This window comes from Nocardia asteroides (genome assembly GCF_900637185.1).
Lineage (GTDB): Bacteria > Actinomycetota > Actinomycetes > Mycobacteriales > Mycobacteriaceae > Nocardia > Nocardia asteroides.
In genome coordinates, this window is the sequence record NZ_LR134352.1 from 4,288,237 (window position 1) to 4,307,100 (window position 18,864).

General features: G+C 70.3%; 22 protein-coding genes. 7 read left to right on the forward strand and 15 right to left on the reverse strand.

The genetic code is table 11. The annotated features are described in order from the left end of the window. Nucleotides 1-2: 2 nt before the first annotated feature. Nucleotides 3-1,481 (reverse strand): sugar porter family MFS transporter, encoded by a 1,479-nt coding sequence (locus EL493_RS20060; RefSeq protein WP_036835921.1) that lies wholly within the window; start codon nucleotides 1,479-1,481, stop codon nucleotides 3-5. Between the two features lie 195 nt (nucleotides 1,482-1,676). Between EL493_RS20060 and ppk2 the strand changes: the two genes are divergently transcribed. After that, nucleotides 1,677-2,597 (forward strand): polyphosphate kinase 2, encoded by a 921-nt coding sequence (gene ppk2, locus EL493_RS20065; RefSeq protein ID WP_081723219.1) that lies wholly within the window; start codon nucleotides 1,677-1,679, stop codon nucleotides 2,595-2,597. Here the strand turns inward: ppk2 and EL493_RS20070 are convergent. Continuing rightward, entirely contained in the window at nucleotides 2,594-3,334 is a 741-nt protein-coding gene (locus tag EL493_RS20070; protein ID WP_019047110.1) for an SCO6745 family protein, read from the reverse strand. The two genes, ppk2 and EL493_RS20070, sit on opposite strands and share 4 nt — an antisense overlap. Before the next feature lie 117 nt (nucleotides 3,335-3,451). On the opposite strand from EL493_RS20070, the gene EL493_RS20075 reads away from it, so the two are divergent. Beyond that, nucleotides 3,452-4,177: an SIR2 family NAD-dependent protein deacylase gene (locus EL493_RS20075; RefSeq protein WP_022566879.1), complete on the forward strand. Its 726-nt coding sequence runs from the start codon at nucleotides 3,452-3,454 to the stop codon at nucleotides 4,175-4,177. Between the two features lie 85 nt (nucleotides 4,178-4,262). On the opposite strand, the gene EL493_RS20080 is transcribed toward EL493_RS20075, so the two are convergent. The 3 genes from EL493_RS20080 to EL493_RS20090 form a co-directional block, all read right to left on the reverse strand. Next, nucleotides 4,263-5,753: a hypothetical protein gene (locus tag EL493_RS20080; protein ID WP_126405790.1), complete on the reverse strand. Its 1,491-nt coding sequence runs from the start codon at nucleotides 5,751-5,753 to the stop codon at nucleotides 4,263-4,265. A 93-nt stretch (nucleotides 5,754-5,846) separates the two neighbouring features. Then, nucleotides 5,847-6,050 (reverse strand): hypothetical protein, encoded by a 204-nt coding sequence (locus EL493_RS20085; protein ID WP_126405792.1) that lies wholly within the window; start codon nucleotides 6,048-6,050, stop codon nucleotides 5,847-5,849. Nucleotides 6,051-6,087: 37 nt separating this feature from the next. After that, a complete protein-coding gene (locus EL493_RS20090) occupies nucleotides 6,088-6,465 on the reverse strand; it encodes a nitroreductase family deazaflavin-dependent oxidoreductase (RefSeq protein WP_019047114.1) in 378 nt (125 codons plus the stop codon). Between the two features lie 88 nt (nucleotides 6,466-6,553). Between EL493_RS20090 and EL493_RS20095 the strand changes: the two genes are divergently transcribed. Then, complete coding sequence (locus EL493_RS20095; protein ID WP_019047115.1) at nucleotides 6,554-7,201, forward strand: TetR/AcrR family transcriptional regulator; 648 nt, start codon at nucleotides 6,554-6,556, stop codon at nucleotides 7,199-7,201. A gap of 55 nt (nucleotides 7,202-7,256) precedes the next feature. Here the strand turns inward: EL493_RS20095 and EL493_RS20100 are convergent, their stop codons facing one another. The 5 genes from EL493_RS20100 to EL493_RS20120 form a co-directional block, all read right to left on the reverse strand. Beyond that, nucleotides 7,257-7,559: an NfeD family protein gene (locus EL493_RS20100; RefSeq protein ID WP_019047116.1), complete on the reverse strand. Its 303-nt coding sequence runs from the start codon at nucleotides 7,557-7,559 to the stop codon at nucleotides 7,257-7,259. Between the two features lie 78 nt (nucleotides 7,560-7,637). After that, nucleotides 7,638-8,171: a DUF4334 domain-containing protein gene (locus tag EL493_RS20105; protein WP_019047117.1), complete on the reverse strand. Its 534-nt coding sequence runs from the start codon at nucleotides 8,169-8,171 to the stop codon at nucleotides 7,638-7,640. Between the two features lie 20 nt (nucleotides 8,172-8,191). Continuing rightward, a complete protein-coding gene (locus tag EL493_RS20110) occupies nucleotides 8,192-9,856 on the reverse strand; it encodes a GMC oxidoreductase (RefSeq protein WP_019047118.1) in 1,665 nt (554 codons plus the stop codon). Continuing rightward, complete coding sequence (locus EL493_RS20115) at nucleotides 9,853-11,301, reverse strand: flavin-containing monooxygenase (RefSeq protein ID WP_019047119.1); 1,449 nt, start codon at nucleotides 11,299-11,301, stop codon at nucleotides 9,853-9,855. Before EL493_RS20115 ends, EL493_RS20110 begins: the two co-directional genes overlap by 4 nt. After that, nucleotides 11,298-12,098 (reverse strand): alpha/beta fold hydrolase, encoded by an 801-nt coding sequence (locus EL493_RS20120; protein WP_019047120.1) that lies wholly within the window; start codon nucleotides 12,096-12,098, stop codon nucleotides 11,298-11,300. The genes EL493_RS20115 and EL493_RS20120 overlap by 4 nt, the downstream gene beginning before the upstream one ends. A gap of 154 nt (nucleotides 12,099-12,252) precedes the next feature. Here EL493_RS20120 and EL493_RS20125 point away from each other — a divergent pair, with 154 nt between their 5' ends. Next, nucleotides 12,253-12,912: a TetR/AcrR family transcriptional regulator gene (locus EL493_RS20125; protein WP_019047121.1), complete on the forward strand. Its 660-nt coding sequence runs from the start codon at nucleotides 12,253-12,255 to the stop codon at nucleotides 12,910-12,912. 6 nt (nucleotides 12,913-12,918) lie between these two features. Here the strand turns inward: EL493_RS20125 and EL493_RS20130 are convergent, their stop codons facing one another. Genes EL493_RS20130 through EL493_RS20140 form a run of 3 tightly spaced genes read right to left on the reverse strand, consistent with a single transcriptional unit; the run spans nucleotide 12,919 to nucleotide 15,135 of the window. Further along, nucleotides 12,919-13,557, reverse strand: a complete 639-nt coding sequence (locus EL493_RS20130) for a TetR/AcrR family transcriptional regulator (protein WP_019047122.1) — start codon at nucleotides 13,555-13,557, stop codon at nucleotides 12,919-12,921. A 19-nt stretch (nucleotides 13,558-13,576) separates the two neighbouring features. After that, nucleotides 13,577-14,665, reverse strand: coding sequence for an NAD(P)-dependent alcohol dehydrogenase (locus EL493_RS20135; protein WP_019047123.1), 1,089 nt, complete (start codon nucleotides 14,663-14,665; stop codon nucleotides 13,577-13,579). Further along, nucleotides 14,665-15,135, reverse strand: coding sequence for a DUF4334 domain-containing protein (locus EL493_RS20140; RefSeq protein WP_019047124.1), 471 nt, complete (start codon nucleotides 15,133-15,135; stop codon nucleotides 14,665-14,667). The genes EL493_RS20135 and EL493_RS20140 overlap by 1 nt, the downstream gene beginning before the upstream one ends. A 92-nt stretch (nucleotides 15,136-15,227) precedes the next feature. Here EL493_RS20140 and EL493_RS20145 point away from each other — a divergent pair, with 92 nt between their 5' ends. Continuing rightward, complete coding sequence (locus EL493_RS20145; protein WP_019047125.1) at nucleotides 15,228-15,791, forward strand: TetR/AcrR family transcriptional regulator; 564 nt, start codon at nucleotides 15,228-15,230, stop codon at nucleotides 15,789-15,791. Nucleotides 15,792-15,827: 36 nt separating this feature from the next. Further along, nucleotides 15,828-16,427 carry a GDSL-type esterase/lipase family protein gene (locus EL493_RS20150; protein ID WP_019047126.1) on the forward strand — a complete coding sequence of 200 codons (600 nt, stop codon included), beginning with the start codon at nucleotides 15,828-15,830 and terminating at the stop codon, nucleotides 16,425-16,427. Here the strand turns inward: EL493_RS20150 and EL493_RS20155 are convergent. Next, complete coding sequence (locus EL493_RS20155; protein ID WP_019047127.1) at nucleotides 16,424-17,101, reverse strand: TetR/AcrR family transcriptional regulator; 678 nt, start codon at nucleotides 17,099-17,101, stop codon at nucleotides 16,424-16,426. The two genes, EL493_RS20150 and EL493_RS20155, sit on opposite strands and share 4 nt — an antisense overlap. Before the next feature lie 115 nt (nucleotides 17,102-17,216). Here EL493_RS20155 and EL493_RS20160 point away from each other — a divergent pair, with 115 nt between their 5' ends. After that, nucleotides 17,217-18,140 (forward strand): oxygenase MpaB family protein, encoded by a 924-nt coding sequence (locus EL493_RS20160; RefSeq protein ID WP_019047128.1) that lies wholly within the window; start codon nucleotides 17,217-17,219, stop codon nucleotides 18,138-18,140. Between the two features lie 13 nt (nucleotides 18,141-18,153). Here EL493_RS20160 and EL493_RS20165 read toward each other — a convergent pair whose 3' ends face one another. Further along, on the reverse strand, nucleotides 18,154-18,792 hold the full coding sequence (locus tag EL493_RS20165) for a TetR/AcrR family transcriptional regulator (RefSeq protein WP_022566877.1): 639 nt from the start codon (nucleotides 18,790-18,792) through the stop codon (nucleotides 18,154-18,156). Between the last annotated feature and the right edge of the window lie 72 nt (nucleotides 18,793-18,864).

Here is an 18,864-nt window from a genome sequence, read left to right on the forward strand (position 1 = left end):
GGTCACACCGCCGACGCGGGCCGCCCCACGCCGGTCGCGGCGTCCATGTCTTCGAGCGACTTGCCCTTGGTCTCGGGCACGAACCGGGCCACGAACAGCAGCGACAGCAGCGCGAACGCGGCGTACATCCCGTAGCCGAAGCCGAGGGAGAAACTCTTCACGCTCGGGAAGCTGACGGTGATCGCCCAGTTGGCCGCCCACTGCCCCGCCGCGGCCAGCGACAGCGCCGCGCCGCGGATCCGGTTCGGGAACATCTCGCCCAGCAGCACCCACACCACCGGGCCCCAGCTCATCCCGAAGAACACCACGAACAGGTTGGCGGCGACCAGCGCGATGGGGCCGCTGGCCCCGCTGAGCTGCGGTTCGAGGGTGCCGTCGGCGTTCGGGACCTGATCGGCGGTGCCGAAGCACACCGCCATCGTGGCCAGGGTGATCGTCATGCCGACCGAGCCGATCAGCAGCAGCGGCCTGCGCCCGATCCGGTCGATGAGCAGGATCGCGACGATGGTGGTGGCGATATTGACCACCGAGGTGAACACGCTGATCTGGAACGACTGCGATTCCTCGAAACCGACGGCCTCCCACAGGATGTTGGAGTAGTAGAAGATCACGTTGATGCCCACCGCCTGCTGGAACACCGACAGCAGCAACCCGATCCAGACGATCGGGTAGATCCCGCCCGTGGGCCTGCGCAGATCCTTCCATGACGGCTGCACGTCACCCTTGAGGCTGTCCTCGATGCGGCCGATGGTCAGTTCCAGGTTCTTCTCGCCGAACAGCAGGGTCAGCACCTTGCGGGCCTCGGGGATCTGCTGGGTGGCCACCAGGTAGCGCGGCGATTCCGGAATCGTGGAGGCCAGCACGCCGTACACGACCGCGGGCACCATCATCGACAGGAACATCCAGCGCCACGCCTCGAGCCCGAACCACAGCGTCTGCCCGGCCCCGCCGGCGATCTCGGCCAGCACGTAGTCGACGAGCAGCGCCAGGAAGATACCGAGGACGATCGCCAGCTGCTGCAGGGACCCGAGTCTGCCGCGGATCCGCGCCGGGGAGGTCTCGGCGATGTAGGCCGGGGCGATGACGGAGGCGACGCCGACGCCGAGCCCGCCGATGATGCGCCCGATCACCAGGATCCACACGTTGGGGGCGAACGCGGTGACGATGGCGCTGACGAAGAACAGCACGGCGGCGATCTTCATCACCTTGAGCCTGCCGATCCGGTCGGCGATACGGCCCGCCGTCATGGCGCCCGCGGCGGCACCGAGCAGCGCCGAGGCCACGGCGAAGCCGAGTACCGCGTCGTCGACACCGAATTCGTCCTGGATCGCGGCGACCGCGCCGTTGATGACCGCGCTGTCGAAACCGAACAGCAATCCACCCAGCGCGGCCACCGACGCGATCCGCACGATGTGGTTGCCGCCTGCGCCTTCCTCGTCGGGAGCGGCGGACTGGCCGGTCACCGAACCTCCGTCGGACATCGCCTTGGTCCTCTCCCGCGTGCGCGGCCCACGTCCACGCAGATCACAGTCGGTCAGGTCGCAGTATGCCCCGAGCGGCGCCGCGAAGTCGCCGGGGACACGCACGCGACGTGTCACGAAAGACCGGGCCCGCACCGGATGTTCATCTGCGGGTCACGGTGGACGGTTAGCGTCGGCGGGGTGACCGATGTCGAGATGCGTTCGCTACGCCGTGATCTGAGCGAGGTCGCCGACCTCGCGACCGCCGTGGATCTCACCGAGATGGCCGCGTTCACCGTCGACGACAGCGACGACGACGATCCGGTCTTGCTGACCGCGCCCGGCGGGCTGGTCGTGGACACCTGGCGCGAGGGCTATCCCTACGACGAGCGGCTCTCGCGCGCCGAGTACGAGCTGGACAAACGGCTGCTGCAGATCGAACTGCTCAAGCTGCAGAACTGGACCAAGGCCACCGGGCGCCGCATCGTGGTCGTGTTCGAAGGGCGCGACGCGGCGGGCAAGGGCGGCACCATCAAACGGTTCATGGAGCACCTCAATCCCCGTGGGGCGCGGGTAGTCGCGCTGGAGAAGCCCTCGGCGCGGGAGTCGACCCAGTGGTACTTCCAGCGTTATGTCGAGCATCTTCCCGCGGCCGGGGAGATCGTGCTGTTCGACCGGTCCTGGTACAACCGGGCCGGAGTGGAGCGGGTGATGGGGTTCTGCACGCCCGAGCAGCATCGCCGGTTCCTCACCCAGGCACCGTTGTTCGAGCGGATGCTCGTCGACGACGGCATCGACCTGGTGAAGTTCTGGTTCTCGGTGTCGCCGCTCGAACAGCGCACCCGCTTCGCGATCCGCCAGGTCGACCCGGTGCGGCAGTGGAAGCTGTCGCCGATGGATCTGGCCTCGCTGGACAAGTGGGACCGCTACACCGCGGCCAAGGAGGAGAACTTCGAGCACACCGACACCGACTACGCGCCGTGGATCGTGGTCAAGAGCAACGACAAGAAGCGGGCGCGGCTCAACGCGATGCGCTACGTGCTCGACCGCTTCGACTACGAGAACAAGGACGAGGAGATCGTCGGCCCCGCGGACCCGTTGGTGGTGGGCCGCGGGCGCGACGTCCTCGGGTCCTAGCGGGTCAGTGCCGCGGTGTGCGCGGCGGCCAGCAGGATCGACAGTTCGTCCCGTTCGGCGGAGTCGAGGACCTCGAAGCAGGGGGTGATCAGCTCGTCGGTCAGCACTTCGGCGGCGTCCCAGCGGGCCCGCATCCCGTCGGTGACCTCCTCGAACGGTTCGGACCAGCCGAGCATGCGCGCGTGGGTGGGCCCGTCCGACATCGGCGAGCCGGCGATCAGGATCGCTTGCAGCGGGGTGAGCCCGTGGGCGGTGACGGCGATGAAGTGCAGGCCGCCACGCAGTTCACGCAGGACGTGGGTGAGCTGGATGGCCGCGGCGCGGCCGTCGTCGGTGGGCACCGGCATGGCCCGCCAGCCGGCGAACAGCGGCAGTCCCGCCGAGGGCGCCGCCGCGACGACACGGCCGAGCAGGTGCGCCAGGCGGTCGGCGTCGTCGAAGCGGGCCAGTTTGCGCCGTCCGAAATCGTGACAGGCGGCGAGGTAGGCGGTGGCCGCGTCGGCGGCGGGCAGCGGCACCGATTCCCAGGCGGCGCGCACGCAGCCGGGTTCGAAGAAGCCGAAGGCGGCCGAGACCACGTCGGCGTCGACGTCACCGAGCACGCCGCCGCGGCCCCGGGTGTAGGTGCCGTGGAAGCCGGGGACCCCCACCGCCGCGCCGAAATCCCTGACCTCACGCGAGATCATGAATGCCCCACCGAGTTCGAGGACCTGCTGCTTGACCGCTGTCGACGTCATGTCACACCTTTCGCTGTTACGCATCGAAGCAGACTTTAGCGCGCAATAGTCAGATTGGGCACCCCCCGCGCACAATTTCCGTCGCCGGTCGCCGGGCACCCACCTAGGCTGAACGCCATGACCAGCCGACCTCTCGTGGCGATCCTGTCCGGCGCCGGGATCTCCACCGACAGCGGGATTCCCGACTACCGCGGCCCCGCCGGCCTGTGGCAGCGCGATCCCGACGCCCAGAAACTGGTCACCTACGACTACTACATGAACGACCCCGACATCCGCCGCCGATCGTGGCTGCTGCGCGGCGAACACCCGGCCTGGCTGGCCCAGCCCAACGCCGCCCACCGGGCCGTCACCGACCTGGCCACGCGCGGCGCCGCGGTCCGGGTCATCACCCAGAACGTCGACGGCCTGCATCAGGCCGCGGGCCTGCCCGAACGCAAGGTGCTCGAACTGCACGGCAATGCCCGGACGGTGGTGTGCACCGCGTGCGCGGACCGCAGCACCACCGAGGCCGCGCTGGAGCGGATCGCGGCGGGCGAGGACGATCCGGCCTGCCTGCGCTGCGGCGGCATCCTCAAGACCGCCACCGTCATGTTCGGCCAGGCACTCGACGCCGAGGTGCTGAGCCAGGCGCTGACGATCGCGCAGGCCTGCACCGTGTTCGTCGCGGTCGGCACGAGCCTGCAGGTCCAGCCCGCCGCGTCGCTGGCCGGCGTGGCCGCCGAACACGGCGCCCGCCTGATCATCGTCAACGGCGAACCCACCCCCTACGACGACCTCGCCGACGAGGTGATCCGCGAACCCATCGGCACCGCCCTGCCCGCACTGCTGGCGAGCCTGGCCTGAGTTCACCGCGCCGCGACCGGCGTGCGCGAGCACCGCCGGCCGCCCTGTGGCCTGGGTGATCTGTTCTCTCACGGCGCCGCCTGAATCAGGGGGCGAAGGCGGCCGATTCGATACGCAGGACCGACCAGATCAGCAGGGCGGTGACGGCGACGGTGAAGAAGGTGATCATCGGCAGGTCGCCGTCGTCGCGGGCGCCGGTCCAGATCTTCACCGTGAGCGCTTCGGCGAAGAAGGTCAGGATGAGGATGGTCAGCAGGGCGACCGCGACCCACATCGCGCGCGGCTGATACGCCCAGTAGCCCAGGATCCAGCCGAACAGCAGGGTGACGGGCAGCCCGAACAGCATCCAGCCGAAACCACGCAGGAACAGGCTCTCGCCGTGCTCCATCGCATCGAGTTCGGCGGCTTCGTCCGGTGATTCGCCCGCGACCGGCCGCACCCGGGCGATCTGCACGACCGCGTGACCGACACAGGCCAGCGCGCACGCGACGAGCAGGACCCGGTAGCCGGTGGCGGCCTCGACGGGCGGATTCCGGGCCCAGTGCAGCGGCAGCCAGCCCGCGCACACCATGCCGAAGACGGCGACGAGCGCGGCCGGTCGTGCCCGCAACCTGGCACGCAGGTACCCGGCGGGAAACAGGTGATCGCGGCGGCCGTACAGCCAGCCCAGCCACATCGGCGCCACGACACCGACGCCGACGGCCGGCCAGCGCCAGTGCGCTGCCGTCAGGAACATCGACGCCAGGGTGAGCAGCCAGCTGCTCACCACGATCAGCACCGCCGGCCGCGCGACGGCCGCCCAGAGTCGGCCCGCCCGCTCCCTGGCCTCGGCGAGCGGGTCGGGCTGTGGGTCCGGTGGGGGCGCGGAGATCGGCGCGACCGGGCGTTCGGCGTCCCACCAGGCCGCGATCGCCTCGGCCTGCACCGGTTCCCAGCCACCGTCGAAGGTCGATCCCGGGCACAGCACCGGGCTGTCGTCGACGTGGTAGTCGTAGTCGAGGTCGACTTCGCCGTAGGCGCGCATCTGCGACATGCGTTCGGTGATGGCCAGACCGTGCCAGGACTCGTCGCAATAGGGGTTGGGGCAGTCCGGATAGTCCGGGTCGCCGAAGTAGTGGCCGGCGGCGGGCTCACCGTCGCGCAGACTCTCGTCGACAAGGGCGTCGATCTCGTCGAGCAGCCGCTGGACCGGCTCGCCCGCCGGTTCCGGCGCGGTCCCGACCAGCGCGTACTCCACCCGCTCGGTCGAGGCGGGCACCACCTCCGGCTCCCCCGCCGCCCTCGGCTCGTCGACCACCCAGGCCCGGCGAAACCATCGGCGCCGCACCGTGACCGCGTGCACGGTGCCGCCGAGCATGAGCACCAGCCAGCAGAGGTCGAACGCCCAGCCGTGGTCCGGCCCGATCGCCCAGATTTCCAGGCAGAACACGGCGAGATACCCGAGGGCGGCGCCGGCCAGTGGCCGCGAGCGTGTCGTGATCGCCAGCACCGCGAACAGCGGCCAGGTCAGCAGCCCGAGCGAGAGCAACGGAACGAACGACAGAACCCAGCTCGAACCCCTGAGTACGGCTGACACGACGACTACCCCCACTGCCCGGACACGATCCGACGATCCTAGGGAAGCCGGTTCACCGAGTCCACACGATTGCGTGGACGGCTCCGGGGATTACTACGGGCCGGGTGCCGGGTCCTGTTCCGGCGCAACGGCGTCCGTGGACCGGCGGCGGTCGCGCAGGACGAGCACCACCGCCGCGACGGACCAGATCACCGCGTAGGCGACGGCGCGCATCGGGCTCCAGTTGGTCAGGAGCAGGATGACCGCGACGCCACCGAGGAGGCCCAGGATCCGGGTGGTGCTCGGCTGACCGCTCATGGCGGCGATCATACGGGCGGTGCGGGCGCCGGGCAGGTCAGCGGTTCACGGCCAGGTCCATGCGCAGGAACTCGGTGATCCGCAGCAGCTTCGGCGGCCTGCTCACCTCGTCGGCCAGCACCCGGAACGCCTCGGCCTCGTCGACGATCCGCGGCGCGGTGAGTTCCAGGTCCGTCCCGTCCACGCGGAGCCGGGCGCGGCCCGTGGCCAGGACATTGCGCGCCCAGTCGCAGCGCGCGCCGTAGACGAGCACGAACAGGTAGCCGCCCTCGACCGGATAGGCGTCCAGCGGCGTTTGGTAGGTCGTGCCGGAGCGGCGGCCGACGTGGGTGAGCACCGGCCATTTCCCGCCCCGGATCGCGCGCGGGTTGAACACCCGCTTGTTGATGTGTCCCCACCACCGTGGCATCGGCATCGGGGCCTCCTTCGCTCGACTCTTACACCTGTAAGGCTGGCTTACGCATGTAAGGTTGTCAACACCCGACCTCGATCCCGGAGCTGCCGTGACCACCCGACCGCCCCTGAGCCGTGCGCGTGTCCTCGACGCCGCCGTCCGCGTCGCCGACCGCGGCGGCGCCGACGCCATCACCATGCGCCGGGTCGCGCAGGAGCTGGGCGTGGAGGCGATGTCGCTCTACCATCACGTGCCGAACAAGGACGCCATCCTCGACGGCGTGGTCGACGCGGTCTTCGCCGCCATCGAACTCCCCCCGCCCGACTGCCCCGACTGGCGCGACGCGATCCGGTTCAGGGCGCGCTCGGCCCACACGGTGCTGGCCCGGCACAGCTGGGCGCTGGGCCTGATGGACTCACGCCGCCACCCCGGCCCCGCCACCCTGCGCCACCACGACGCCGTGCTGGGCGTCCTGCGCCGCGCGGGCTTCTCGCTGCCGATGGCCGCGCACGCGGTCTCGCTGATCGACAGCTACATCGGCGGCTATGTCCTGCAGGAGGCGAACCTGCCGGTGACCACCCCCGCCGAGGTCGAACAGGTCGCCGGCGACATCCTGGCCGAGCTGCCCACCGGCGAACTGCCCTATCTCACCGAGCTGATCGTCGACCACGCCCTGCGCCCCGGCTACGACCATCGCGCCGAATTCGGCTACGGCCTGGATCTCATTCTGGACGCCCTCGACGGCCGACGCGCCTAGCGCAGCGGCCATCACCGGGCGGGCCCGCCGTCCGGAGCCGGACTATCCGGTCACCTCAGTGACCGCCCGGATCACTGAGGTGCAGTCCCTCGCCGATCTTGATCCGGCGATGTTCGGCGAGCACGATCGCCGTTCCCGACAGCAGGCAGACACCGCAGATCACCCCTGCGACCACCGCCCAACCGGCGAACCCGTAACCCGCGGCCGTGAGGGTCGCGGCGAGGAAGACGACGCCGACTCCGATCAGGAACAGTCCCGGCCAGTTGAGGGAATCCAGAATGGACTCTCCCGCGTGGGCGCGGGTCGTGCGTTCGGTATCAGGGAACCTGTGTACGTGCGGATCACTGTGTGTGGCCATCGCCTGCCGTCCTTTCGACGAGCGGTTCCATATCTCAGGATTACCCCTCATCGCGGCGAACCACCACCCCCTGTCCGCTCAGTCGCGGGCGAGCACGAAGAAATAGGGGTCGGGCAGGTCACGGAAATCCATCACGCCGAGCACGGTGTCGGCGTCGACGCGCCGGAACACGTCGACGATCGGCAGATGGTCGTAGATCATCGCCGCCGTCATCACCCCGCGGTGTTCGACCGGCCGCAACCGTGCCCGGTACTTGCGGGTGCGCAGCATCGGCTTGGCCACCCCGAGCAGCCCGCGCCCGCGGGCCACCAGCCCCGGCGGCACCTTGTCGGCGATGCCGAGCGGCACCCGCTTCGGGTCGACGGCGAAGATCTGCCCGGCCGGATCGCAGAACAGCAGCGGATGCACGCTGTCGGGTCCGTCGAACTGTTTGCCGTACCAGCCCGACGCCTCGAGCAGTCCGTCGAGGCCGTGTCCGGTGGCGAGCTCGCGCCCGTGCCAGCGGCCGGAGAGCTCGTCCGGCGACACCGGCGCCAAGCTGTCGAACAGGTCCAGTGCGTCCTGCCTGCCGCACGCGGGTCCGAGGGCGGCGAGCTGGTCGGTGGGGGTCATCAGGTCCTTTCCGGATGCGGTCATGCGGGCAGGCGCAGCGCGCCGGGCGCGGTGGCGGGGACGGCGGGACTGGCCGGCGCGACGGGGCTGACCCGCTCGTAGGCCGAGCCCAGCGGCGGCCGCGGATCGGCCTCGCCCTTGTTGGGCCAGAACGCCATGGCGCGCTCGGCCTGGGCGGTGATGGTCAGCGACGGGTTGACGCCGAGGTTGGCGGTGATGGCGCTGCCGTCGGCGATGTGCAGGCCGGGGTGACCGTAGATCCGCTGGTAGGGGTCGATCACACCGGTGTCGCCGGAGTCGCCGATGGTGCAGCCGCCGATGTAGTGCGCGGTGGCGGGGATGTTGAAGATGTCGGTGGCGATATTGCCGGTGTCGCCGTCGGAGTGCCCGGCGAAGCGGCGCGCGACATCGTGGGCCAGCGGAATCCATTCCGGATTCGGTTCGCCCGTGCCCTGTTTGGTGACCAGCCTGCGTCCCTTGAGGTAGGAGGTCAGCGAGTTGTCCAGCGACTGCATGATCAGCAGGATCACCGCGCGTTCGGACGCGCGGTGCGCGTTCTGCGACCGCAGGAACAGCAGCGGATGCAGCAGGATCGTCAGCAGCAGCCGCAGGAACCGGAAGGCGCCGCCGTCGACCATCGGCACGGTCTGCACGAACAACGCGTTCTGGCCCTTGCCGTAGCTACACACCTCCACGTGGGTCTGCGGTTCGGGATGGATCGAAGAGGTGATGGCCACGCCCTGGGCGAAGTCGGTGCGCGACTTGCTCACCACGCCGACGATGGCCTCGGAGTTGCTGCGGGTCAGCTCCCCCACCCGGGGCGACAGGTTCGGCAGGGTGCCGTCCCCACGCAGGGTGTGCAGCAGCTTCTGGGTGCCCAGCGCGGCCGCGGCGAACACCACCTGTTCGGCGGTGAAGGTGCGGGCGCGTTTGCGCAGCGGATGGTCGGACTGCCGGGTGTGGACCAGGTAGCCGCCGCCCCCGTCGGGTTCCACCGAGGTGACCGTGGTCAGCGGATGCACCTGAGCGCCTTTGCTTTCGGCCAGGTGCAGATAGTTCAGCGTGGTGGTGTTCTTGGCGTTGTGCTTGCAGCCGGTGAAGCACTCCGAGCAGTGGATGCAGCCGGCGCGACGTGGACCGGCGCCACCGAAGTAGGGGTCGTCGACGGTGACGCCCTCGCTGCCCTCGTTGAAGAACACCCCGACATGGGTGCGGTGGAAGGTGTCGGCCACCTTCAGATCCCGCGCCACCTGCAGCAGCACCTCGTCCTTGGGGCCCAGTCGCGGGTTCTCCACCACGCCCAGCATGCGTTTGGCCTGGTCGTAGTAGGGGGCGAGTTCGTCGCGCCAGTCGGTGATGTGGGCCCAGGCACGGTCGGTGTAGAACTCCGGCAGCGGTTCGTAGAGGGTGTTGCCGTAGATCAGCGAGCCGCCGCCGACACCGGAGCCGGAGAACACCAGGCATTTGCCCAGCGCGCTGATCCGCTGCGGGCCGGTCAGGCCCAGCCGCGGCGCCCAGATCGATTTGCGGATGTTCCAGTTGGTCTTCGGGTAGTCCTCGACATTCCAGCGCCTGCCGGATTCGAGGACGCCCACACGGTAGCCCTTCTCGGTCAGGCGCAGCGCGGTGACGCTGCCACCGAACCCGGAGCCGATGACGATCACGTCGTAGTCGTAGTCGCTCATGCGGAGATCACCTCGTAGTCGGCGGCGTCGAATCGCGCCTGTTTCTTGTATTGGATGCCCAGCAGCGGCCAGTTGGTGGTGATGCGGCCGTCGGCCTGCCGGTACCACGACGAGCACCGGCTCCACACGCTGCCGGCCAGCTCGCCCTGGATGCGGGTGTCGTAGGCCTGTTCCACCTCCGGCCGCACCGCCATCGGGACGCCCGTGGCCGCGAGGTGGGCGACGTAGTCGGCGATGTAATCGGCCTGCGCCTCGAGGAAGTAGATGATCGAACCGCCACCGGTGTTGGTGTTGGGGCCGTACATGATGCACAGGTTCGGGAATCCCGGGACCGTGATGCCGTAGTAGGCGTGCGCGCCCGCGCGCCACTCCTGGGTGAGGGGCAGGCCCGCGGCGCCGGTGATGTCCATCGGGGCCAGGAACTCGGTGGTCTTGAAGCCGGTACCCCAGATGATCACGTCGACCTCGTGGTCGCGCCCGTCGGCGGTCCGCACCCCGGCCGGGGTGATCTCGGTGATCTTGTCGGTGCTCACCTCGACGTTCGGGGCGGCCAAGGCGGGCAGGTAGTTGTCGGAGAACAGCATTCGCTTGCAGCCGATCGGATAGTCCGGCCACACCTGCTCGAACAGGCCCGGCTTGGCCGCGGTCTGTTTGCGCATGTGCCGCTTGGCGACCGCCTTGATCGCGGCGGCCAGCGGTTTGGCGTAGACCCAGGCCAGGCTGAGGCCTTCGACCACGCCGTACCAGGTGCCGCGCTCGGCCAGTTCGGTCACCGGCAGCTTCTCGAACGCCTTGTGGTGCAGCGGCCCGAATTCCCGGTCCGGGCGGGGCACGATGTAGGGCGCCGAACGCTGGAACACCGTCATCGACCCGACCACGGGCTGGATCTCGGGCACGAACTGGACCGCGCTGGCCCCGGTGCCGATGACCGCGACGCGTTTGCCGGTCAGGTCGATGTCGTGGTTCCACTGCGCGGAATGGAAGCAGGGCCCGGCGAAGCTGTCGCGGCCCTCGATGTCGGGCAGGGCGGGCCGCGACAGCTGGCCGACCGCGGGTACGAGCACGTCGACCTGCACGGACTCTCCCGAGTCCAGGCGCACGGTCCACCTGCCGGTGGTGTCGTCGAACGCCGCGCCGGTGACCTCGGTGCCGAAGCGGATGTGCCTGCGCACGTCGTATTTGTCGGCGACGTGGCGGATGTAGTCCAGGATCACCGGCTGCCGCGAGAACCGGTGTGGCCAGCGCGGATTGGGTTCGAAGGAGTAGGAGTAGAACGGCGAGGGCACGTCGCAGGCGGCGCCGGGGTAGGTGTTCTCCCGCCACACCCCGCCGACGTCGTCGGCCTTCTCGAACACGACGATGTCGTCGAATCCGCGCTTCTTCAAGGCGATCACGGCGGCCAGACCGCCGAAACCACTGCCGATGACCGCGATCGAAGGTGTCATGAAACTCTCCGGGTGTCGAGGATGGTCCGCACGCACAGGTCCGGGGCGTCGCTGAACGGGAGGTGCCCGCAGCCGGGCAGGTCGAGGTGGTGGGCGAACGGCAGGACCGCGCGGGCTCGCGCGCTCTGGGTTCGGTGGGTCAGCACCAGGTCGCGGGTGCCCCAGGCCACGGTCACCGGGATCCGCGGCAGTGCGCCCGGGTCGTCGCCGGGGGCCAGGACGTAGGTGGCGAAGTCGTCGCGGGCGTCGGCGAAGCTGGTGGCTCCGGCCAGTCCGGCCAGGTCGACGCGCGCGGCCTGCGGGGTGACCTGCGCGGGCTTGCCGAACATGACCGACAGCAGCGCGGTCCGTCCCGCGGGGTGCTCGACCGCGCGGTCCAGGGCCGGGCCGGCGACCCGGGCGACCGCGCGCATCGCGGTCAGCGAGCCCTGGACCCAGCGCAGCCCGGGTTGCCCGTAGAAGCCGACCGGTGAGAACGCGGTCACCGCGCTCGCCACGCCGGTGCGGCCGAGCTCGAGCGCGATGCCGCCGCCCATGGAGCTGCCGACGACGTGCGGGGCCTGGATGTCGTTGGTCTCCAGCCAGCCGGTGAGCCAGTCGGCGTAGCCGCGGGGGCCGGGCCGTAACCCGGGTTGCGCCGGGGATGCGCCGAATCCGGGCAGGTCGACGGCGATCACCTCGTACTGTGTGGCCAGCAGGTCGATGATCGGCGCGAAGATCTGCCAGCGACTGCCGAGGCCGTGCACGAGCACGATCGGCGAGCCGGCACCCCGGCGGACATGAGAGATCTGCGTCATCGCAGCCCTTCAGTCGTGAGAACATTCGTAAGAAACAGTTACTGCGTACGGTTTCTTGATTGCACCAGCTCATTGCCACTGCGTCAATAGGCAATCGCAGGGCAATTCATGGCGCACTCGCCGATTGATACCGTCACGGCGTACGATTTCTCGGGTGACTGTGCAACCACCGCGCCGCACCCAGGCCGAACGCCGGGCCTCCACCCGCGCGCTCATCCTCGCCTGCACGGCCGAATGCCTGCTCGAACGCGGCTACGCGGCCACCACCGTCAGCGCCGTCCAGGAACGCGCCGGCCTGGCCAGAGGCACCGTGCAGCACCACTTCCCCACCCGCTCCGAACTGCTCATCGCGGCCACCACCGCGGTCGTCGACCGGCGCCTCGAGCAGTTCCGGCGCGAAGCCGAACTGCTGCCACCGGGCCACGACCGGCTCCAAGCCGTCGTCGACCTGGCCTGGCGCGACCTGAACAGCCCCGACTTCTTCACCGCGCTGGACCTGTGGGTGGCCGCGCGCACCGACGCCGAACTCCGCGAACGCCTCGTCGAGGAGGAACGCCGCGTCTTCGCCGAGATGCGCGCGCTCTACCTGGCGGTCCTCGGCGAACCGTACGCCTCCGACCCCCGCGCCGAGGTCCTCGTCGAATTCACCATCGACCTGCTGACCGGCCTGTCGATGACGGCCATGCTCACCGGCGTCACCGGCGAACGCGAAGCCGTGGTGCGCCGCTGGAAACGCGCCCTCGCCGTCCTGGTCGGCCGCCTGCCCGGCGAGCAGCTCCTCGACGGCAGTCCCCTGCCCGCCGTCGTCGGCTGAACCGGCTCAGCCGATCCCGGACAGCCCGTGCCAGCACAGCGCGACCGTGGTCGCCACGACCTCGCGCTTGGGAATCGGGCGGCCCGCGTCCAGCCACTGCCGCGCCGCGAGATGACTGGCCCCCACCACGCCGAAGGCGCAGGTGAACGCGCGCGCGTCGTCCATGCCCGCCGCCCGCAGCTCCGCGCTGATCAGCGCCGCGAACTTGCCGAAGGCGTGCCGGGCCCGCCAGCGCACGCTGGGTTCGCTCGGCACCGGTGACTCGAACACCAGCACATGCCCGTCGGGGTCCTCGTCGACGAAGTCGAAATACGCTCCGACCGCGCGCCGGACCTTGTCCTCCTGACCGGTCGCCCCCTCCAGCGCCGCCCGCACCCCACCGACCATCCGGTCCAGATGATGTTGCAGGACAGCCAGATACAGATCCAGCTTGTTGGCGTAGAGGGTGTAGAGCACCGGTTTGCTCATGCCGGCGCGCAACCCGATCTGGTCCATGCTCGCGCCGTGATAGCCGTGCGCCACGAACGCCTCGCGCGCGGCGTTGAGCACCACGAGCATCCGCTCGGCGCGGGCGGCGAGGGCACTCGGCGCCATCGGCGCGAGGTCGGCCTCGGGCATCATGAGGTCGCTGTCCAGGATCGTCATGCGTCACATCCCCGTTCGGTCACCATGTCAGCACCGGTTTCACCACCCGGCCCGCCCGCTGATCGGCCAGCGCGGCCTCGATCTCGGTATGCGGATACCGCCCGACGAGCCGCTCCACCGGGAACCGGCCTTGCGCGTGCAGATCGAGCAGGCGCGGAATGAACTCCGCGGGCACGCTGTCACCTTCGAGACAACCGCGAATCGTCTTGCCGCGCAAGACCAGGTCGGCGAGGTCGACCGGCGGGGTACCCGCGCCCAGACCCACCGCGACCACGGTGGCGCCGGTGGCCAGCGCCGCGACCGCGTCACCGAGCACCGCGGGCACCCCCGTGGTGTCGACGGCGTGGGCCACCCCGTCACCGGTGAGCTCGAGCAGCCGCGCCGCGGTGGGTCCGTCGGCGGGATCGAAGGCGGCTTCGGCGCCCAGGTCGAGCGCGAGTTCGCGGCGCGTGGCCGAGGTTTCCACGACCGCCACCCGCACACCGTCGACGGTGCGCGCCGCCAGCAGCGCGGCCATGCCGACCGCGCCCGCGCCGTAGACCGCCAGCCAAGCCCCTGCGGTGGGCCGCAGAACGTTGAGCACCGCACCGGCCCCGGTCTGGAAGCCACAGCCGAACGGCGCCGCCAGCGCCGCGTCGATCGCCGGGTCCACCACGACGGTGTTGTCCTCGGTGCTCAGCGCGTACCCGGCGAAACTCGACTGGCCGAAGAACCCGTCCAGCACCGGCGTGCCCGCGCTCGACACGCGGGCCCCCACATGGGCGCGGCGCCCGAATTGGTTGAGCGCCACCGACCGGCGGCAGTAGGCCGGGCGCCCGTCCGCGCAAGCCGGGCACGCGCCGCAGTGCCGGAAGGTGAGCACCACGTGATCACCCGGGCGCACCGACGTCACACCGGGCCCGACCGCTGCCACGACACCGGCGCCCTCGTGCCCGAGCAGGATCGGCCGGTCGGCCGCCCCCGCGCGCCTGCTCACCAGGTCGGTGTGGCAGACCCCGGCCGCGGCGACGCGCACCAGGATCTCCCCGCCGCGCGGTTCATCGATCTCGACCGGTTCGACCGAGAAACCCGCCGCCGGATCGCGGGACAGGACCGCCGTGGTGCGCATCAGGACACCCGTTCCAGCAGGAAGTAGAAGTGCTCGCCGCGCGAGAGCACCAGCTCGGCGCGCCCGTTCATGATGCCCATCAGGGTGTTGTCGTCGAGCCATTTGAAGTGGTCGAACACCGCGCGGCCGTCGTAGACCATGGTCGCGGTGACCTCGCCGCGGAACTCGATGTTCCACAGCGTCGCCTCACCCTGTCCCAGTTCGACATTCGAGAACAGGGTGCCGTCCTCGGCGCGGCAGATCAGCGGTTTCGCGTCGTCCACGGCATGGAAGGTCTTGCCGTACCAGCGGCTCGCCGGCAGTGCCCGGCACAGCGGGTGCCCGGTCTGGAACGCGTCACCGCGCCACTGCCCCAGGATGTCCTCGGCGCGCGCCGGGCGTAGCCGGGTCCACAGATCGTCGAGTTCGGCGGTGGCGACACCGTCGGTCTGTTCCCGCAGTTGCTGCCAGCGTGGCTTGTCCGCGCCCATCGTGTCCTCGTCTCGCCGAATCCAGAACCGCTTGGTTCTGGAACGGACGATAGTTCCGAACCAGTTGGTTCGGCAAGGGGTACCATGCGGCCATGCGTGCGGCAGGTGAGGCGACCAGGGAACGGATCCTGGCCGCGGCGAAGGCGGAATTCTCCGAGTTCGGCATCGCGGGCGCCCGGATCAACCGGATCGCGGCCGCGGCCAACGCCAGCAAAGACCGCCTCTACGCCTACTTTCCGGGCAAATTCGAGCTCTACGTGGCCGTGACCGAGCGCTGGACCAGCGAAACCGCCGCCGAGACCGCGCTGCGCGCCGACGACGTCCCCGGCTACGTCGGCCGCCTGTTCGACCACTTCGTCGCCCACCCCGACAATGCCCGCCTGCAGGCCTGGGCCGACCTCGAACCCGAGGGCGACCACATCGGCCCGGTCCTGCGCCGCACCATCGACGCCAAACTCACCGAACTGCGCCGCGGTCAGCGCGAAGGGCTGCTCACCACCGCCGTACCGCCCGTCATGCTCCTGCGCATGCTCTCGGACCTGACCCGCACCAATGCCATGCAGGCCCGGTTCGCGGCCGAACGCGGCGACACCGAACAGCTCGCGAAACGCCGCGCCGCCACCGTTTTCGCCGCCGCCCGCATCGCCGCACCGTGACGATCACGCCCGGACCGACCTCGTAATGTCGCGGGCGTGAGTGCAGATCTGCGAATCTTCTTCCTCGGCGACTCCTTCGTCCAGGGCATCGGCGACCCCGAGTACCGCGGCTGGCCCGGGCGGGTACTGGCCGCCTCCGGTCCGTCGATCACCGCGTTCAACCTCGGCATCCGCCGCAACACCTCCGACGACGTACAGCGCCGCTGCTGGAACGAGATCGAGCCGCGCACCATGACCGGGGCCGACCACCGGCTGGTGCTGTCGTTCGGCAGCAACGACGCCGTCGAGGAGGACGGCGTGGTGCGCGTGGACCCCGACCGCACCATCGCCAACCTGACCTCGATCCTGGACCAGGCGAGCCGCCGCGACATCGCGGTGCTCGTCGTGGGCCCGCCGCCCGTCGTCGACGCGGGCGCACCGCACCTGGACCGGACCACCGCACTCGCACAGCGGCTGGCGGCGCTGTGTCAGGCGCGATCGGTCCCGTTCGTCCCGGTGACCACGGCACTGTCGACCGACCCGAGCTGGCGTGCCGAGGCCCTGGCCGGCGACGGCGCCCACCCCGAGGCGGGCGGCTACCAGCGCCTGGCCGAGCTCGTGCTCGCGCACGGCTGGCGGGACTGGATCGGCCGCTAGGTCCGCTCGCCCGGTGCCAGGCGCGCGATGTCGGGGTTGCGGATCTGCAGCAGCTGCCCGGCGATGATGTCGGTGAGATGCTCACGGGTGGTGTCGAATTCCCCGCGCATCCAGGCCGCCACCAGCTCGAGAGTCCCACTCACCACGACATAGGCGGCCATGGACAGATCCCGCGCGTCGGTCGGCGATTCCGGCAGGATCTCCTGGCCCACCGAGGCCACCGAGGCGGCGATGGCGTGCTGGGTCGACAGCCGCGCCGCCTGCAGCGCCTCGGTGCTGTGCGCATTGAGCAGCACCGCGTGCCTGCGCGGGTCGGCGATCAGGAATCCGAGCGCGGCGTCGGCGGCGGCCCGCACCTGGCTGTGCAGGTCGGGTTCGGCGGCCCTGGTCGCGGTGATGACCGCCGCGATGCCCTCGGTGGTGAGCTCGTCGAGCAGTTCCGAGAGCAGGGCGTCGCGGTCGGCGAACTGCTCGTAGAAGTAGCGATCGTTGAGCCGGGCCCGCGCGCAGACCGCCCGCTTGGTGACCGCCGGCGCGCCGCCCTCGGCCAGCAGGTCCAGCGCCGCCTCGAACAGGGCGCCGCGCCGGCGGGCGCGGCGCTCCTCGGCGGCCACGCCCGCGTAGGCCCGTGGCGTGGCGGGGTTCTCGCCGGGCTCACCCGTCGTCTTGACCATCACTTCATTCTGGTGCACTCTGACACCACACGATATTCTGGAGTCGCACGACACCAGAATATCGCTCGACGACGACCCGGTGCGACGCCTGCACGCTGGAACAAAGGAGTTCCCGATGACCTGCCCCGTGCTCCACACCACGGAAATCCCCACTACCGAACACGTTTCCGACGCGGTCGCCCGCTTCGAACGCGTCGGCGGATCGGTCCTGTTCGGCCTGTTCGCGGTGGGCCTGTTCGACCAGCCCATGCTCCCGCCGGTCTCCGCCGCCCTGGAAGCCACCGGCCGCTCGCGCAACCAGCCGTGGGAACGCGCCCTGCGCACCGCCGCCGCCGACCAGCTCATCTACCACGGCGAAGAACCCGACGCCGCCACCGAAGCCGAACGCCTGATGCTGCTGCACCGCGACGTCAAAGGCATCGGACCCGACGGACAGCGCTACTCCGCGCTCAACCCGCAGGCCTGGAACTGGATCCTGTACTCCACGTTCTTCGTCCAGCGCGGCGCTTACGTCGCCCTCACCGGCACCGAACCCACGCCCGCCGAGAACCAGGCCATCTGGGACCACTACCGGCACAAGACCCGCGGCCTGCACCTGCCCGGCAACTCGGCGCCGATCGCGGACTACCCCGCACTGGTCGCCCACTACGAACGCATGGCCACCGAAGAACTCCACGTGACACCGGCACTGACCGCCGCGGTCGACTCGGTCCGCCACTCCCCGCTGCCGCACTTCCTGCCCGCCGTGGCCGGACCGATGTGGCGCCTGGGCTCACCCCTGATCAGCCACCTGGTGCTCGTGCTCGGCATCGGCATCATGCACCCCGCCGTGCGCGCCCGCATGCCCTACACCTGGACCCGCCGCCACGACCGCGAATTCGACGCCGTCACCGCGATCCTGCGGGTGACGTTCGACCGGCTGCCCGCCGCCGTCACCGACTCGCCGATGGCCCGCAACCGGCGCAAATACCGCAAGCTGGTGGACCGCTACCGGGACGTGGGACTCACCTCCTTCGCCCCCGAACACGCCCGCCGCTGACGGCGAGCCCGGATCACGGCGCGTCGCCGTAGACGACCAGCCAGATGGCGCGGCCCAGGCCCTCGGCCAGGTCCGCGTCATCGATCCCGGTCTCCCCCGCCACCGCGTACGCCGTCGTCCGCTCCACCATCGCGGTCAGAATCACCGCGGTCGACCGCGGATCGAGCTGCGGCGCAACACTTCCCGCCGCCCGCTCGGCCGCCAGCCGCGCCGTCACGACCTCGGTGAACGCCGCGACCCTGGCCCGCCAATACGCACCCACCTCCCGGTCGTAGGCGGCGACCTCGCTCAACGCCACCAGCAGGAACCGATGCGCCCGCACACCCTCGATCATCGCGGCCGCCGCCTGTACCACCCCGGCCTGACGATCGGTGCGCTCGGCACTCCACCAGCGTTCGGCCGCGGCGAACAGCTCGGCGGTCGCCAGCTCCCCCAACCGGATCAGCAGACTGCTCTTGTCCGGGAAATACCGGTAGAAGGTGGACCTCGCCGCTCCCGAGGCCGCCGCGATGCGCTGCACCGCCAGCTCGGTGAACGGCGTGCCCTGCGACAGCAGCTCCTCCACCGCGTGCAGCACCCGCCGCTCGAACTCGGCACGACGGTCCTCGGGCGGGGTCCGCGCCGAACGCGGGACACGGGTCAGCGACGGCATCGGCACCCCCTCGACCGGGCGGCCGCGAGCACACATGCGTCGACCATCCGCCCATTGTGCCCCCGTCCGCCC